The organism is Phreatobacter aquaticus, from assembly GCF_005160265.1.
Classification (GTDB): domain Bacteria; phylum Pseudomonadota; class Alphaproteobacteria; order Rhizobiales; family Phreatobacteraceae; genus Phreatobacter; species Phreatobacter aquaticus.
The window spans coordinates 2,088,798-2,103,953 of the sequence record NZ_CP039865.1; the positions used below are offsets into that span (position 1 = coordinate 2,088,798).

The following is a 15,156-nucleotide window of genomic DNA, read 5'->3' on the forward strand; positions in this document are numbered from 1 at the left end:
TCAGCGCGTGCTGGCCTGCTGTCTGGTCTGGCCATGGCTCAGGACCATGCGGATGTCTGTGGCAATCCATCGCTCGCGGCCCCAGCACGGGATTCCGCGAGCGTTGAACGCCTCCGCTATCGCTGCGTGATCCCGGGTGCCGTGAGCAAGATAGTCCCGGATCACCGGCAGGATGGCATCGACGAATCCGTCGAACAGGGCACGCGCCATCTCATTGTCGTCACGCGCCTTGCCGGATGTCATGCTCACGGAAGGGGCGTGAGATAGGACGGCAGTGCGGGTGACGCGGAGAAACGCACCACATTGTCGCGGCCGCCCTCGGCGAGTGCGAAACGGACGGCTTCCTGCCGGGTGCGAAAGACGCCCTCAGCGAGGCCCTGGCTCTCGCGCGCGATCCACAGCCCGCCTGCGGATGGGCAGACCACGAAGAACCGTGCCGAGGCTGGGTCGGGAGAGGGAAGGGCTTGTCCCATGTCCGCCTCCTCAGAACGGCACGAACAAGGCAACGCGGAGCGCCAGACTGGCTGCAACCACCAGCACAAGTCCTGTCGCGCCGAGGATCAGCGGAACGGCACGGGTGAGCAGCGGGCGAGGCGGCCGGAAGCCAAGGGCCCGGATGTGCGGGCGGGTAGGCCGGCGGTAGGTGGGGGTGTTGAAAATCAGCGCCATGGTGACCTCCTTCGGTCGCCACGATGCCTAGGGCCTATGCCCGAAAACGCGCCATATCGATTGCCGGGAACCGCATAACGCCGCCGTAAAGCTCTATGCGGCGGCCCTGAGCTTCTGGATCACGAAGGCCACGAACACGCCGATCAGCGTCAGCGCGAGGCCGAACCAGGTCAGCGCATATTCGAAATGGCGGTTGGGGAAGTCCAGCCGCGTTTCGCCGCCCTGTGGCAGCCCGCCCGGCAGGGCGACCGGGTCCGCATCGATGGAGAACGGCGCGACCACATTCGTGCCGAGACCGGCGGCCGAAGCCATCGGGCCGATATCGCGGGTGTAGAACAACCGCCGGGCCGCATCATCGGGTGCCGCCAGCATGCTGCGGGCTTCTGGAAAGCGGATGAGGCCGGTGATCGTCACGGGCCCTTCGATCTGGCCGCTGGCCCGCGTCGCCGGATCGCGCCGATCGTTCGGTACGAAGCCGCGATTGACCAGCACGGTCGCGCCATCGGCGAGAACGAAGGGCGTGAACACCAGGAAGCCCTGGCCCTGGACCTTGGCCGGGTCCGCTGCGCGGCGGCTGTCGCCGGCCACATGATAGAGATAGGTCTCGCCAGTGTTGCGGAACGTGCCCGAGACCGAGACCCGTCGATATTCGTCACGCTCCGCCGTCATGGCGCTCCAGGCAGCCGGAGAGGGCAGGGCAACCGGTGCGGCGTGGGTGCGCGCCGCAACCTGGGCCACCAGCTCATTCTTCCAGGCAAGCCTCGACAATTGCCAGGTGCCAAGGCCGAGCAGGACGGCGAGCGCCGAAAGCGCGGCAATGGCCGGCACGACAAGGGAGCGATAGGGCGAAGGGAGAGCGGTCATCGGCTGCAGGTAATGGCTCACTCACTCGCTGTCGAGCCGCCCCTGCTGAGCCTTGTTCACATATTGGAGGGCGATCATCACGCCCTTGAGCGGCCTGAGCAGGCCGAGACAGACCACCAGGATGGTCGGGCCCCAGATCACCGCATGGAGCCAGAACGGCGGCTCGTATTTGACTTCGACATAGAGCGCCATGGCGCAGATGATGAAGCCGGCGATCAGGATCACGAAGACCGCCGGGCCGTCGCCGGCATCGGCGAAGGAATAGTCGAGGCCGCAGGCTGTGCAGGCCGGCTTGGGCGTCAGGAAGCCGTCGAACAGCGCACCCTCGCCGCAGCGCGGGCAGCGGCAGCGGATGCCGGTCGAAAACGGCGATTGCGGCTGGTAGTAGGTCATGCCTGTCCCCTTGTCCGCCGCATCATAGCGCCCGCCACACTGCGGTGCGAGTGCCGCATGGCTGCCGAGCAGCCTCAACCTTTCCCTAACCCTATGCGCAGGGACGAGGATTGCGTCGCCTTTTAAACGCATTTCCTGCCTTCGATCTGTGGTTCGTTAACTGCTTCTTCAAGGCTCGCGGCTAGCGTCCAGCTTGGGATTGCTTGAACAGTTCAGGCATCCGCGGATTTTTCGGGAACGGCAATACCCAAGCGGTTGCCGCGATCTTGGAGCAGGTTTGATGGCTGTTGATCTCTCGATGCCGATCCTCGTGGTCGACGACTACAACACGATGATCCGCATCATTCGCAATCTTCTGAAGCAGCTGGGCTTCGACGACATCGATGATGCCTCGGACGGTTCGGCCGCCCTGGCGAAGATGAAGGAGAAGAAGTACGGCCTCGTGATTTCCGACTGGAACATGGAGCCGATGACCGGCTACGAGCTCCTGAAGGAAGTCCGTGCCGACGGCTCGCTGACGCGCACCCCCTTCATCATGGTCACCGCCGAATCGAAGACGGAAAACGTCATCGCGGCGAAGAAGGCCGGCGTGAACAACTACATCGTCAAGCCGTTCAATGCCCAGACCTTGAAGGCCAAGATCGACGCCGTGTTCGCCGACTGATTGGGCCAAAAGCCCTTCGTCGCATTCACGCTCACGCGTTCGAGCCCCAGCGCATGGCGCCGGGGAGCGATCTCATGCGCCTATCGGACTGACGCCGCCGCAGAAGTCCCAAGGAACCGGCCACAATGAAGCAAGTTTCGACCGATCACCTCGACCGCATCGTTCAGTACATCCGCACCAAGGGCGATGGCGGGGTCTCGCTGTCCGACGTGGTTGGACTGGCAGAGGTGACGGTTGAGTCCTTGTCGAGCTTCTTCCGCTCGATCGACATGTCGGTCTATCGCGAATTGTCCGACATCGCCGCCTTCATCACCAACATGAAGTCCGAGGTTGGCCGGCTCCAGCCGAACGACCTGAAGCACAGCCGCATTCCGGCTGCCGGTTTGGAACTCGACGCCATCGTCAAGGCGACCGAGAAGGCCACCGACACGATCATGGGCGCCGCCGAGGAATTGATGGCCGCCGACGCATCCGACCATGTCGCCTACAAGGCCATGGTCGACGAGCGGATGATGCTGATCTTCGAGGCCTGCTCGTTCCAGGACATCACCGGCCAGCGCGTCGCCAAGGTGATCGATACGCTGAAGCACATCGAGGCCCGCGTCTCCCGGTTCGCCGAGGCGATCAACGCGGCCGATGCCGATGGCTATCTCTCCGAAGAGGAGAAGAAGCGCGAAGAACGCAAGATGAAGAACATCCTGCACGGGCCGCAATTGTCCGGCGAAGGTGTCAATCAGGACGACGTCGACGCCCTTTTCGACAAGCCGGCCAAGCCTGCCAAGTCCAGCGGCAAGCAGGACGACGTCGACGCCCTCTTCAAATAGGTCTCGCCGGCCTCACCAGCTGAGATTGCGCATCGCATAGCGCGGGTGCTGTCCGGTCTCCGCGATCAGCGCCGCCAGCCCCTCCGCCTTGATGCCGTCCGGCCCGAGCACCTGTTCGGCGTGGATGCCCTCGCCCAGGAACAGGCAATCAAAACCCATCCGTGCCGCGCCCGCCACGTCGGTGCGCATCGCGTCGCCGATCGTCAGCACGCGCGACCGGTCGGTCGGCTTGCCGGTAATCCGCTCGGCATAGCCAAGGCAGGTTTCATAGGCCGGCTCGAACGGCTTGCCGGCATAGAGCACCTTGCCGCCCATTGCCTGGTAGCGGTCGCCGATGGCGCCGGCGCAATAGATCAGGTCGTGGCCGACCTCGACCACCTTGTCCGGATTGCCGCAGACGAAATAGAGGTCGCGCGCCTTCATGCGCTCCAGCCGGTCCTGGTAGTCGTCGGGCGTCTCGTTGCGGTCGTCGACCAGACCGGTGCAGACCACATAGGCGGCATCCTCGATAGCGACGAGCCGGGCATTCATTCCCTCGAACACGACCAGGTCGCGCTTCGGTCCGACATGATGGATCGGCTCTCCGGGGCGCGTGCGGATGACGTCGCGCGACACGTCGCCAGACGTGACGATGGCGTCATAGGCCGCGCGCGGGATGCCCAACCGGTCGAGCTGGCCGACCACGACCGGGCTCTGGCGCGGCGCATTGGAAATGAGGATCACCGGCACGCCTTGCCGGCGGATCGCCATCAGCGCCTGGGCGGCGGCCGGATGCGCCTTCATGCCGTTGTGCAGCACGCCCCAGACATCGGAGAGCACCACGTCATACTGGTCGGCGATGGACGAGAGACCGGAAAGGACCGGCGGCACAGCTATGGTCTGGGTCATGGCCCGCACCTATAGGAGGGGCGCCCGGCCGGTCAAGAACGAACCATCGCGTGCTTGCCGAGGCGCGTGAACTGAAACAGTCTGGGACGGGGAGAAACGGCCATGACCGAGACAGCCAGCGGCCAGACGCCGCGCCAACTGGCGGAAGCCTTCTATGAGGCCTTCGCCGCCCGCGATGCCAAGGCCATGGGCGCGCTGTATGCCGATGACGCCCAGTTCGAGGACCCGGTCTTCGGCAAGCTCGATGCCGCCAAGGTGCGCTTCATGTGGCGCCTGTTGCTGGGGCGGGCGACCGATCTCGCCGTGTCCTATGAGGTGATGGAGGCGACCGACACAACCGCGCGGGTCGCCTGGACCGCCGGCTACACGTTCGGTCAGACCGGCCGTCCGGTGGTCAACCGGGTCGTCGGCACCCTGACATTCCGCGACGGCCTGATCGTCGACCATGTCGACCGCTTCTCGTTCTGGGCCTGGGCCCGCCAGGCCCTGGGACTGCCGGGCCTCCTGCTCGGATGGACGCCGTTCCTGCAGGGTCAGGTCTCGGCCAAGGCGCGCAAGACGATCGGGCTTTAGACCGCGAGGAACGGCTTCAGGGCCGCGAGCGTGCCGGCCGGATTCTCCTCCGGGATGAAGTGACCGGAATCGACGGCCACGCCCGTCGCTTTCGGCGCGAACAGCTTCCAGGCATCGAGCGGGCTTGCGCCCTCCGACGGAATGCCAGCCGAGCCCCAGACGACATGGACCGGCACGCCGATGGTCTTGCCCGCGGCCTTGTCCACTTCATCGGCGGCAAGATCGACGGTCGCGCCGGCCCGATAGTCCTCGCAACAGGCATGGATCCGCGACGGGTCGTTGAAAAAGTCGCGGTAATGCTGGCGCGCCCGCGGATCATAGGCGGTGAGCGTGCCCGCCTTGGTCCAGAGTGCCAGCTTCTGCTCCAGATAGGCGGTCGGATCCTTGCCGATCTCCGCCTCCGGCTGGCCCTGAGGGCCGGACAGGAACAGCCAGTGCTCGGTCTTCGGCGATGGGCTGGCGCGGATGCGCTCCCACATGGTGATGGTCGGCACGATGTCGAGGAGCGCCAGGCGCTCGACCCGGCCGGGATGATCCAGCGCCATCCGGTAGGACACGCGTGCGCCGCGATCGTGGCCGATGACGGCGAAGCGGACATGGCCGAGCTGCTCCATCACCTCGATCAGGATCTTGGCCATGTCGCGCTTGGCGTAAGGGTAGTGCTGGCTGCCGCCCTCCGGTGCCACCGACCAGCCATAGCCCGGCAGGTCCGGCAGGATGAGCGTGTGCGTCTTGGCCAGTTCCGGCGCGATGCGGTGCCATTCCACATGGGTCTGCGGAAAGCCATGGATCAGCAGAAGCGGCGGCCCGGACCCGCCGGAGCGCGCGAAGATCTGCCCAACCGACGTGTCGAGCCAATGGGACTGGAAGCCGGGAAAGAGATCTGACGTGGCCATGACTGCTTGCTCCAATGCGATGCGGAGACTAGCAGGCAGCGCCCGGTATGGAAGGCGTCAGGCCTTGGCCGCCTTTTCCCGTGCCACAGCCTGCCAGCCGATATCACGGCGGCAGAAGCCACCGGGCCAGTCGACGAGATCGACGGCCTGGTAAGCCCTGGCCTGCGCGTCGGCCACCGTCTTCGCCATGGCGGTAACGTTCAGCACGCGCCCGCCATTGGCCACCAACGTTCCGTCCTTCAGCGCGGTTCCCGCATGGAACACATGCACGCCATCGACGGCACCCGCCTTGTCGAGGCCTGCGATCGGCGTGCCCTTCTCGGGCGTAGCCGGATAGCCGTTGGCGGCCATCACCACGGTCAGGGCGGCATCGTCATGCCAGCGCACGCTCATGGTCTTGAGCTGGCCGTCCACCGCACCCTGCAACAGGGTCAGGAGATCGTCCTTCAGCCGCAGCATCAGCACCTGGCATTCCGGATCGCCGAAGCGGCAATTGTACTCGATCAGCTTCGGCCCCTGGGCCGTGATCATCAGGCCGGCATAGAGGATGCCCTTGTAGGGGTGCCCCTTGGCCTTCATTGCCGCCATGGTCGGGCGAATGATCTCGGCCATGGTCCGATCGATGAGGGCCTGCGTCATCACCGGCGCCGGCGAATAGGCGCCCATGCCGCCGGTATTGGGGCCGACATCGCCGTCGCCGACGCGCTTGTGGTCCTGGGCGGTGGCGAGCGGCAGGGCCGTCTCGCCGTCGCAGAGTGCGAAGAACGAAGCTTCCTCGCCCTCCATGAACTCTTCCACCACCACTTCCGAGCCCGCCTCGCCGAGCCCGCCGTCGAACATCATGTCGACGGCGTCGAGCGCTTCCTTGAGATCCATCGCCACGACCACGCCCTTGCCGGCGGCAAGCCCGTCGGCCTTGATGACGATCGGCGCGCCGACCTTTTCGACATAGGCGCGGGCAGTCTCAACGGACGTGAAGCGTCCATAGGCGGCGGTCGGAATGGCGAAGTCGCGGCAAAGATCCTTGGTGAAGCCCTTGGACCCTTCCACCTGTGCGCAGAACTGCGTCGGGCCGAAGGCCTTGATGCCCGCGCTCGCCAGGTCGTCCACCAGTCCCGCCACCAGCGGCGCCTCAGGCCCGACAACGACGAAGGTGATCGCGTTGGCCTTGCAATAGGCCGCAACGGCTGCGTGATCGGTCACGTCGAGGCTTGCGATGATGGCATGTTCGGCAATGCCGGGATTGCCCGGCGCGCAATGGAGCGTGCCGATCAGCGGGCTCGCCGAGAGTGCCCAGGCGAGAGCATGTTCGCGGCCGCCGCCGCCGATCAGGAGCACGTTCATCAGGTCACCTCGCGTCGGATGGCTGTTGCCGCGCGGGGAAAGACCCCGAACCACATGCAAAGCGCGCTTCAATCCGTCTCGCCCTGCGTCTAGACAAGAGTCCCGCTCCGGGCAACGGATTCGCTTGATCGATGACCGATGTCGTCCCCACCAATGCCGCCGAGATCACGGTCACGGAACTCTCCTCCGCCATCAAGCGGACGGTGGAGGATGCGTTCGGCTTCGTGCGGCTGCGCGGCGAGATCTCCGGCTACAAGGGACCGAGCTCGTCGGGCCATTGCTATTTCCGCCTGAAGGACGAAGGCGCCACCATCGAGGCGGTGATCTGGAAGGGCACGTTTGCCCGGCTGAAGTTCAAGCCGCAGGAAGGCCTGGAAGTCGTCGCCACGGGCCGCGTCACCACCTTCCCCGGCTCGTCGAAATATCAGGTCGTCATCGAAAGCCTGGAGCCTGCTGGCGTCGGCGCGCTGATGGCGCTGCTCGAGGAGCGCCGCCGCAAACTCACCGCCGAAGGCTTGTTCGAGGCCTCCCGCAAGCGGCCCTTGCCCTATCTGCCGGAGGTGATCGGCGTGGTGACCTCGCCGACCGGCGCCGTCATTCGCGACATCCTGCATCGCCTGGCCGACCGCTTTCCGCGCACCGTTCTCGTCTGGCCGGTGCGCGTGCAGGGCGAGGGCAGTGCGGCCGAAGTCGCCAATGCCATCCGCGGCTTCAACGCCATCGACGACGACAGCGACCTGCCGCGCCCCGACGTCCTGATCGTCGCGCGCGGGGGTGGCAGTCTGGAGGATCTCTGGGGCTTCAACGAGGAGATCGTCGTCCGCGCCGCGGCCGAGAGCGTCATTCCGCTGATCTCCGCCGTCGGCCACGAGACCGACACGACCCTGATCGACTTTGCCGCCGATCGCCGCGCGCCGACGCCCACCGCCGCCGCCGAGATGGCGGTGCCCGTGCGCGCCGACCTGATCGCCGAAGTGACCGATCTCGCCCGCCGCCAGGTCGCTGGCATCATGCGGTTGCTGGACGACCGGCGCACCCAGACGCGCGCGGCCTCCCGCGCGCTCCCCGATGCCGAGCGCCTGCTGGAACAGGCCCGCCAGCGGCTCGACAATGCCGGCGAGCGGCTGCCCAATGCCCTGATCGCCAATGCCGCCGCCCATCGCGCCCAGCTCCTGCGCGCGGCTGGCCGCCTGTCGCCCGGCATGCTCACCGCCCGCATCGCCCGTTCCGGTGACCAGATCGTCGCGCTGTCGCGGCGCGCCGGTGCCGCGGCCGGCCGGCGCATCGAGATCCAGGACCAGGGATTTCGGACACTCTCCGCCCGCCTGTCGCGCTCGCTCGGCGTCTATGCGGCGGCCCAGACCACCCACATCGCCCGGTCTCGCGACCGGCTCGGCGATCTCTTCGCCCGTGCGCCTCGCGCGATCGATCTCATCCTGCGCCGCCGGGCCGACCGGCTGGACGGAGCCTCCAAGCTTCTCTCCGCTCTGTCCTATCAGGGCGTGCTCGCCCGCGGCTTCGCGCTGGTGCGCGATGAGGCTGGCAAACCCTTGCGCACGGCTTCTGCCGTCGCCGCAGGGGCGTCCCTGACCATCGAGTTCGCCGATGGCCGGGTGGCTGCCCAGGCCAGGGGCGAGGCTCCGCCGCGACCGGCGAAGGCCGATGCGAAGCCTGCGAAGAAGCCGCCCGGCGAAGGGCAGGGCAGCCTCTTCTGAGTACTCAGCGGGCGGGCGCCGCGTCTCTGAGCCGCGTGACAATCTCCGCCAGGCGATCAAGACCCGCCGGCTGCACTGTCGTGCCCATATGGTCGATGGCCGGCAGGATCTCGACTTCGATGCGCGGGTTTGCCGCCTTCATGGCCGCCGAATAGGCGTCTGCGCGGAACATCTCGTCATTGGCGCCGATCAGGATGGTTGTCGGCTGGCCGATGCCCCCGAGGGCTGCGCGCCAGTCGCGCGGCAGGCTCATATTGGCGAGCAGCCGATGGGAATAGATGCTGGCCCGCTTGCCCTGAGCCCCTGCTGGAACGGCATAGGCAATGGCCGGCAGGCCGTCGAAGGCCGAGAGGCCGATGATGTTGAGCAGCGACAGGGCAACGATGCGGGGCACCGCCGCATCGGCCCAGCCCCCCGAATTCGGTCGCGTGACCGAAGGTTCGTTCGACAGGAACGGCGATGTCGCCACATAGGCATCGAACTTTTTGCCAAGCGGGCCGCCGGCGATCCGCAGGGCGAAGGCGCCGCCCAGCGAATGACCGATCAGCACCTTCTTTTCCCCGGCATGGCGGGATTCGATCAGGGCCAGAAGGTCGACCATGTCGTCCTCGAGCTGGCCGCGATAGCCGATATCGCCCAGCGTGCCGCTCTCGCCATGGCCCCGGATGTCGATCGCATAGACGGTGAAACCCTGATCTGCCAGCACGCGGGCAACCCCCGTCATGCCGGAGGCGGTGCCGCTCGATCCATGGATGGCCACCGCTATGCCGCCGCCCGGACGGCCCGGATGCAGCTTGTAGCCGAGCCGTGTCCCGTCGCGGGCGGTGAGGAAGCTGTAGGGCAGCTGGTCGGCCTGCCAGCGGCTCATGATCTGGCCGGCGGCTTCCATGGTTGGCATGGGCGGTGGCGTTGCCGGCCTGAAGATGGTGATGACAGCGGCAAAGGCCGCGACGACGCAGACGACGAGGGTGAGACAGATGGCGGCGAAGATACGCATGGAAGGGCTCCGGCGGGGGTGATGCCGATTGCCTAGTCGTGGCGCCGGCCCTAGTCTCCGGCCACTTCGCGAACGGTACGATTTCTTCGCCAATGACCGACGGCCTTCCCCCACACTCCGATCGCCGGACCACACCCACGTGGCTCAGCCCGGTGCTGACCTTTGTCGGCTTCGGGGTTCTGCTCGGTCTGCTCGGTCCCTTCGGCTCCTATCTCGGCATCACCCTGCCGGTGCGGGTCGCGCATTACACGGTCAATATGGTGGTCATCAGCCTGATGGCGGTGGCCGCTCATTGGCTGGCGGCGCGGCTGGTCTTTGGTGGCCCGCCGCCGCTCTGGGCATCGCTGGCGATCGCGCTGATTCTGGCTGTGCCGGGAGCCGTGGTCGTGCTGGGCAGCCTCTGGCTGTTCGCACCGCAGGTTCTGCCGCACGTGACCTTTGCCGAGCTGTGTGTCCAGACGGCCCTGATCAATGTGCTGATCAGCGTCGTCGTTCGCATGATCCGGGCCTGGCGCATGGCGAGCAGCCAGCAGGCCGCCGCCGCCATCCATCTCTCTACGCCCCAGGCTCCTGCGGCGCCGTCAGCGGTGCTCGTGCTCGATCCGCTGCGCGAGAAGCTGCCCCTGCCGCTGCGCCGGGCACGTATCCTCGGCCTCACGGCCGAGGACCATTATCTGCGGGTCCATACCGACCAGGGGGCGGCCCTCATCCTGATGCCGCTGTCGCAGGCGATCGACACGATCGGTGCGGATGCGGGGCTCAGGATCCACCGCTCTCACTGGGTTGTCCGCGAGGCAGTGGTCGACAGCGCCCGCAAGGAAGGCCAGATCGAGGTGAAGCTTGCCAATGGCCTCGCCCTGCCGGTCAGCCGCAGCGGTCGCCGCCTGCTCGCAGAGGCTCGCCTGATCTGAGGCGGTCCGGTCCCGCCTGGAACCGGACCCTCCATCAGCGGCTACTGCAGGGTTTCCTGGGCGATCCAGGTCTTCACCGCCCGCAAGGCGTCATGGGGTGTCTCGGCAAGGCTGAGCGCCGATTTCCAGACGGTCAGCTGACCGTCCGCACTCGACCCTTCCGCAACAATGGTGCGGCAATGGGCGAGATCCTCGGCGCAGCCCATCGCCTCGGCTTCGTCCTGAACCATGTCCATCACCTCCGCCAGTGCCTGGCTGATGGTGATCGTGGTCCGGCGCGCCTCGTCGACGAAGCTGCCGTGTACGCCATAGCGCTGGGCCCGCCACTTGTTCTCTTCCGAGATAGCCCGCGTCACCGGCGACAGCTTGGCATTGACCTCCGGGTTGCGGATCAGATGGCGGACCAGCGAGCGGTAAAGCGCCGCGATCGCCATCGTGTCGTCGAGCTTCGTGCAGCAATCGGGTGCCCGTAATTCCAGCGTCGGAAAACGGCGCGACGGCCGGACCGCCCACCAGACATAGCTCGAATCCTCGATGATCCGCGCCTCCACCAGCAGCGAGACGTAGTCGTCATATTCGGCCTGGGTCGAGAACTGCTCGCCGAGCCCGGTGCGCGGCAACTCGTCATAGGCGGCGAGCCTGTAGCCCATCAACCCCGTCGAGCGCGACTGCCAGAACGGCGACGAGGTCGACAAGGCGATGATCAGCGGCACGAAGGGCATGATCCGCGACATGACGTCGACGCGTTTCGACAGGTCGTCGAACTCGGCATGGACATGCATGCCGCAGACGATGTTGCGCTGGCCGAGCATCTGCAGGTCGTGCATCACGCTGTCATAGCGCTTGGCCTCGCTGGCGCGCTGCGTCGCCCACATGGCGGTCGGGTGGGTGCCCGAGGCGAGGATCGACAGGCCATGGCTCGCCGCCACCTCGCCCAGCATGCCGCGCATCGCCTTCATCTCATTGCGCGCCGCGGTCGTGTCGCTGTGCACCGAGCTCGAAAGCTCGATCTGCGATTGCAGCAATTCTCCCTTTACCCGATCTCCGAGCCGGGTCTTCGCCGCCTCGAAGAAGCCCTGCGGCATGCGGCGCATGACAGCCTTCGTCTCCCCGTCGACAACAAAAAACTCTTCCTCGATACCAAAACGGCAGGTGTCCGACATGATTGTCTCCATCTGTGCGGGCACGGAACGTTGGGACGGAACGCGAGGATGCGTGTTCCGCCAGGCCGCGACCCAACCCAGTCCTAGGGGCCGCGACTGCCCCCAAGGCTGGCGGTTGCACAGGCAGAAATGTGACCAAAACCGGTCACGCGTTGCCGCATTTCTGTAACCATCTGAAATATGGCGTGAACTTAAATCGATTGACTTGGGGGCCGATTGGCCCGTCCCGGAGGCGTCCGGTTGCTTCGCGTCGGCGCGGCGGGCCGGCTCAGCGCCAGTCGCCGATCGCCGCCTGGACAACGGCAAGCGCCGCGACCGCCGCCGTGTCCGCCCTGAGAATCCGGGGGCCCAGCGATAGCGCGGTGGTCCCCGGACGCCGGGCGATCAGCTCGCGTTCCTCCGGTGCGAAACCGCCCTCCGGGCCGATCAGCACAGCAATGCGGCCGGGCCGCTCGGCGCGGGTCAGTGCCTCGACCGGGTTGGCGACGGCGGCATCCTCGTCGCAGAACACCAGCAGGCGATCGGCCTCCATCTCCGCCAGGATCTGGGTGAGCGGGCGGGCCTCGTCACATTCGGGAAGGGTGAGGATGCCGCATTGCTCGGCCGCCTCGACAGCATTGGCGGCCATCCGCTCGGCGTTGACACGGGTCACCTGTGTATAACGCGTGATGGCTGGAACCAGCCGGCTGGCGCCCATCTCGACCGCCTTCTGCACCATATAGTCGAGACGGGCCTGTTTCAGCGGCGCGAAGACCAGCCAGAGGTCGGCGCCTTGCGTCTGCGCACGAAGCAGGCGCTCGATCCTCAGGCCCACCGCTTTCTTGGCTATGCGCTCGATCCTGGCCAGCCACTCACCGTCGCGGCCATTGAACACATGGAGATGCGCGCCATCGGCCAGCCGCATCACATTGACCAGGTAATTGGTCTGGTCGCGATCGCAGGCGATCAGCGCGTCGGCGCCGAGCGGATCGGCGACGTGGAGCCGGGTAGCCGTGAAATCATAGTCCGCCATGGTGCGCCTCGCCGTCCGGGGCCGATAGAGCGGTCCGCGCGCGCTGGCAAGCGAGCCGTCACGCGGGGCTCGCGGCATTTGCCACGATCCCGACGGATTGATATGGAGAATGCCAATTCAGACAACCCTTTCCCGCGGACGAGAAAAAGGGGCCCGATCATGTGCCTTCCTTCACCGACCCGCACGCGCTCGCTCGTGCTCGCAGTCCTCGCCTCGGCCACCCTCGCGGCGCCGGCCTTCGCCAACGAGATCTGCGAGGCCGAGTTCAAGCCGATGATCGAGGCGCACCAGCGCGTCATGCAGCAGACCCAGGCCGCCATTCCGCGCACCCGCCCGACCACGTTCGAGCAGGCGCGCGCCAATGCCCAGCGGGCCTGCTCCGCGCTCACCACCGCCCAGGCCTCGTTCGAGCGGCTGAAGACGTGGGTCACCAACAATGCCGATTTCTGCCGTCTGCCCGAGCAGATCGTCAATGACGTGACGACCGGCACGACCAACGTGTCGCGCAACCGCACCCAGGCCTGCAATGGCGTGGCCCAGCTTGAGCGCCAGCGTCGCCAGGCTGAAGCCGGCGGTGGCGGTGCCAATCCCTTCGCGCCCAATGCCGGCCGCCGGCCGCAGCTTGACCTGCGCACGCCCGGCGCGCTCTGACCAGTCATGAGCATCACCGAAGGGCGCGTGGCCGACGCGGTCCGCGGCTCCTGGGTCGATAGCCGCGCGCCGGCAAGCTGGCGCCCCTATCTGAGACTGGCGCGCGCCGACCGGCCGATCGGATCCTGGCTGCTGCTGCTGCCGTGCTGGTGGTCGGCTGCGCTGGCAGCAATCGCGGCGCACCAGCCCTTGCCCAATCTCTGGCACATGGTCCTGTTTGCCATCGGCGCGGTAGCGATGCGCGGCGCGGGCTGTACCTACAATGATCTGGTTGATCGCGACATCGATGGCCTGGTGGAGCGCACCCGGTCCCGGCCGTTACCTGCGGGGCAGGTCACTCCGCGCCAGGCCAAACTCTTCCTGATCGCCCAGGTAGTGGTGGGTGCGCTGGTCCTGCTGGCGCTGGCCAATCCCTTTGCCTGGGGCATCGGCATCGCCTCCCTCGGCATCGTGGCGATCTATCCCTTCATGAAGCGCATCACCTCCTGGCCGCAATCGGTTCTGGGGCTTGCCTTTTCCTGGGGCGCGCTGATGGGCTGGGCGGCGGCCTTCGGCCGGCTCGATCTGCCGGCCTACCTGCTCTATGCCGGCTCGATCCTGTGGGTCATCGGCTATGACACGATCTATGCCCATCAGGACCGCGAGGACGACGCCATCGTCGGCGTGAAATCGACGGCGCTTCTGTTCGGCACGCGCACGCCGCTGATGCTCGGCCTGTTCTATGGCGGCGCGGTGCTGTTCTTCGCAGCCGCCCTCTGGCTGGTTGGCGGCTCGGTCATCGCCGTTCTCGGGCTGCTGGTCTTCGCGCTGCATCTGGCCTGGCAGATCGCCCGCCTCGACATCGAGGACCCGGATCTCTGCCTCCGCCTGTTCCAGTCGAACCGCGATGCCGGCCTGATCCTGCTTGCCGGCCTGATGGCCGAAGCGGCCCTGCGCGCACTCGTCTGATCAGCGCCGCCGGGCCTTGTCCACCTGCGCCGCGACCTCCCGGTCCATCGGCGCATCGGATGCGCCAAGACCCGCCACCACGCCGTCAATATCGGCAGCGGGCCGGTTCTGGCTCAGCTTGGCCTTGCCGTCGAAGCCCGTCACCTCGAAACGCATGCCGACGATTGCGCGCATCTGCATGGCGACGAAGTCGTCAGGCGCATCGGAGAGAGCCCAGGGGTGGCTGCGCCCGGCCTCGTGGGCAGCGGTCAGGTCGGCGAGGTTGAGCTTCAGGAAGTCGACATCCGCCGGCCAGGACACGCGGCCGCGCACATGCACGGCGGAATAGTTCCAGGTCGGCACCACCTTGGCGGTCTGCTTCTTGGTCTCGTACCAGGACGGCGTCACATAGGCCTGAGCGCCCGTGAAGATGAGCAGCGCATCGCTGCCTTCGGCGGCCCGGCCCCAATGGGGATTGGCGCGGGCCAGGTGGCCGAAGAACGCGCCCTTCGCGCCCTCGGCCGGCTTGAAGATCACCGGCAGATGGGTGGCGAACAGGCCGTCCGGCCCATGGGTCACAAGGGCTGCGAACGGGTGAGCCTGGCAGAAGCCCGCCATTTCGGCATCGTCGGCCATGGCGAAGAGCGGCGGCACATACATTCTGT

The 15,156-nt window shown here is 66.6% G+C and carries 19 protein-coding genes; 7 read left to right on the forward strand and 12 right to left on the reverse strand.

Features of this window, described 5'->3' with window-relative positions; genetic code table 11:
• The 5 genes from E8L99_RS09700 to E8L99_RS09720 form a co-directional block, all read right to left on the reverse strand.
• Window positions 1-243 (reverse strand): hypothetical protein, encoded by a 243-nt coding sequence (locus E8L99_RS09700; RefSeq protein WP_137099342.1) that lies wholly within the window; start codon window positions 241-243, stop codon window positions 1-3.
• A 2-nt stretch (window positions 244-245) separates the two neighbouring features.
• Window positions 246-473, reverse strand: a complete 228-nt coding sequence (locus E8L99_RS09705; RefSeq protein WP_252511316.1) for a hypothetical protein — start codon at window positions 471-473, stop codon at window positions 246-248.
• A 10-nt stretch (window positions 474-483) separates the two neighbouring features.
• Window positions 484-669 carry a hypothetical protein gene (locus E8L99_RS09710; RefSeq protein WP_137099343.1) on the reverse strand — a complete coding sequence of 62 codons (186 nt, stop codon included), beginning with the start codon at window positions 667-669 and terminating at the stop codon, window positions 484-486.
• 93 nt (window positions 670-762) lie between these two features.
• Window positions 763-1,554 (reverse strand): SURF1 family protein, encoded by a 792-nt coding sequence (locus tag E8L99_RS09715; protein WP_252511317.1) that lies wholly within the window; start codon window positions 1,552-1,554, stop codon window positions 763-765.
• On the reverse strand, window positions 1,555-1,926 hold the full coding sequence (locus E8L99_RS09720) for a DUF983 domain-containing protein (protein WP_137099344.1): 372 nt from the start codon (window positions 1,924-1,926) through the stop codon (window positions 1,555-1,557). It abuts the gene before it with no gap.
• A 280-nt stretch (window positions 1,927-2,206) separates the two neighbouring features.
• Here E8L99_RS09720 and E8L99_RS09725 point away from each other — a divergent pair, with 280 nt between their 5' ends.
• Window positions 2,207-2,590: a response regulator gene (locus E8L99_RS09725; protein WP_137099345.1), complete on the forward strand. Its 384-nt coding sequence runs from the start codon at window positions 2,207-2,209 to the stop codon at window positions 2,588-2,590.
• A gap of 125 nt (window positions 2,591-2,715) precedes the next feature.
• Complete coding sequence (locus tag E8L99_RS09730) at window positions 2,716-3,414, forward strand: protein phosphatase CheZ (RefSeq protein ID WP_137099346.1); 699 nt, start codon at window positions 2,716-2,718, stop codon at window positions 3,412-3,414.
• Between the two features lie 12 nt (window positions 3,415-3,426).
• On the opposite strand, the gene E8L99_RS09735 is transcribed toward E8L99_RS09730, so the two are convergent.
• On the reverse strand, window positions 3,427-4,302 hold the full coding sequence (locus tag E8L99_RS09735) for a TIGR01459 family HAD-type hydrolase (RefSeq protein WP_215907067.1): 876 nt from the start codon (window positions 4,300-4,302) through the stop codon (window positions 3,427-3,429).
• 102 nt (window positions 4,303-4,404) lie between these two features.
• Between E8L99_RS09735 and E8L99_RS09740 the strand changes: the two genes are divergently transcribed.
• Window positions 4,405-4,875, forward strand: coding sequence for a nuclear transport factor 2 family protein (locus E8L99_RS09740; protein WP_137099347.1), 471 nt, complete (start codon window positions 4,405-4,407; stop codon window positions 4,873-4,875).
• Here the strand turns inward: E8L99_RS09740 and E8L99_RS09745 are convergent.
• Together E8L99_RS09745 and purD are read right to left on the reverse strand one after the other, a co-directional pair.
• Complete coding sequence (locus E8L99_RS09745; protein WP_137099348.1) at window positions 4,872-5,771, reverse strand: alpha/beta fold hydrolase; 900 nt, start codon at window positions 5,769-5,771, stop codon at window positions 4,872-4,874. The genes E8L99_RS09740 and E8L99_RS09745 overlap by 4 nt on opposite strands.
• A gap of 57 nt (window positions 5,772-5,828) precedes the next feature.
• On the reverse strand, window positions 5,829-7,115 hold the full coding sequence (gene purD, locus E8L99_RS09750) for a phosphoribosylamine--glycine ligase (protein ID WP_137099349.1): 1,287 nt from the start codon (window positions 7,113-7,115) through the stop codon (window positions 5,829-5,831).
• Window positions 7,116-7,246: 131 nt separating this feature from the next.
• Between purD and xseA the strand changes: the two genes are divergently transcribed.
• Complete coding sequence (xseA, locus tag E8L99_RS09755) at window positions 7,247-8,830, forward strand: exodeoxyribonuclease VII large subunit (protein WP_137099350.1); 1,584 nt, start codon at window positions 7,247-7,249, stop codon at window positions 8,828-8,830.
• 4 nt (window positions 8,831-8,834) lie between these two features.
• On the opposite strand, the gene E8L99_RS09760 is transcribed toward xseA, so the two are convergent.
• Window positions 8,835-9,827 (reverse strand): alpha/beta hydrolase, encoded by a 993-nt coding sequence (locus E8L99_RS09760; RefSeq protein WP_137099351.1) that lies wholly within the window; start codon window positions 9,825-9,827, stop codon window positions 8,835-8,837.
• 152 nt (window positions 9,828-9,979) lie between these two features.
• On the opposite strand from E8L99_RS09760, the gene E8L99_RS09765 reads away from it, so the two are divergent.
• On the forward strand, window positions 9,980-10,738 hold the full coding sequence (locus E8L99_RS09765) for a LytTR family DNA-binding domain-containing protein (RefSeq protein WP_168201626.1): 759 nt from the start codon (window positions 9,980-9,982) through the stop codon (window positions 10,736-10,738).
• Between the two features lie 41 nt (window positions 10,739-10,779).
• Here the strand turns inward: E8L99_RS09765 and E8L99_RS09770 are convergent, their stop codons facing one another.
• Both E8L99_RS09770 and E8L99_RS09775 read right to left on the reverse strand, forming a co-directional pair.
• Complete coding sequence (locus E8L99_RS09770) at window positions 10,780-11,901, reverse strand: carboxylate-amine ligase (protein ID WP_137099353.1); 1,122 nt, start codon at window positions 11,899-11,901, stop codon at window positions 10,780-10,782.
• A 268-nt stretch (window positions 11,902-12,169) separates the two neighbouring features.
• Window positions 12,170-12,913, reverse strand: coding sequence for a 16S rRNA (uracil(1498)-N(3))-methyltransferase (locus tag E8L99_RS09775; protein WP_137102056.1), 744 nt, complete (start codon window positions 12,911-12,913; stop codon window positions 12,170-12,172).
• Between the two features lie 159 nt (window positions 12,914-13,072).
• Here E8L99_RS09775 and E8L99_RS09780 point away from each other — a divergent pair, with 159 nt between their 5' ends.
• Window positions 13,073-13,564 carry a hypothetical protein gene (locus E8L99_RS09780; RefSeq protein WP_137099354.1) on the forward strand — a complete coding sequence of 164 codons (492 nt, stop codon included), beginning with the start codon at window positions 13,073-13,075 and terminating at the stop codon, window positions 13,562-13,564.
• 6 nt (window positions 13,565-13,570) lie between these two features.
• Window positions 13,571-14,512 carry a 4-hydroxybenzoate octaprenyltransferase gene (ubiA, locus tag E8L99_RS09785; protein WP_137099355.1) on the forward strand — a complete coding sequence of 314 codons (942 nt, stop codon included), beginning with the start codon at window positions 13,571-13,573 and terminating at the stop codon, window positions 14,510-14,512.
• Here the strand turns inward: ubiA and E8L99_RS09790 are convergent, their stop codons facing one another.
• Window positions 14,513-15,151, reverse strand: coding sequence for an FMN-binding negative transcriptional regulator (locus E8L99_RS09790; protein ID WP_137099356.1), 639 nt, complete (start codon window positions 15,149-15,151; stop codon window positions 14,513-14,515).
• Window positions 15,152-15,156 lie beyond the last annotated feature (5 nt).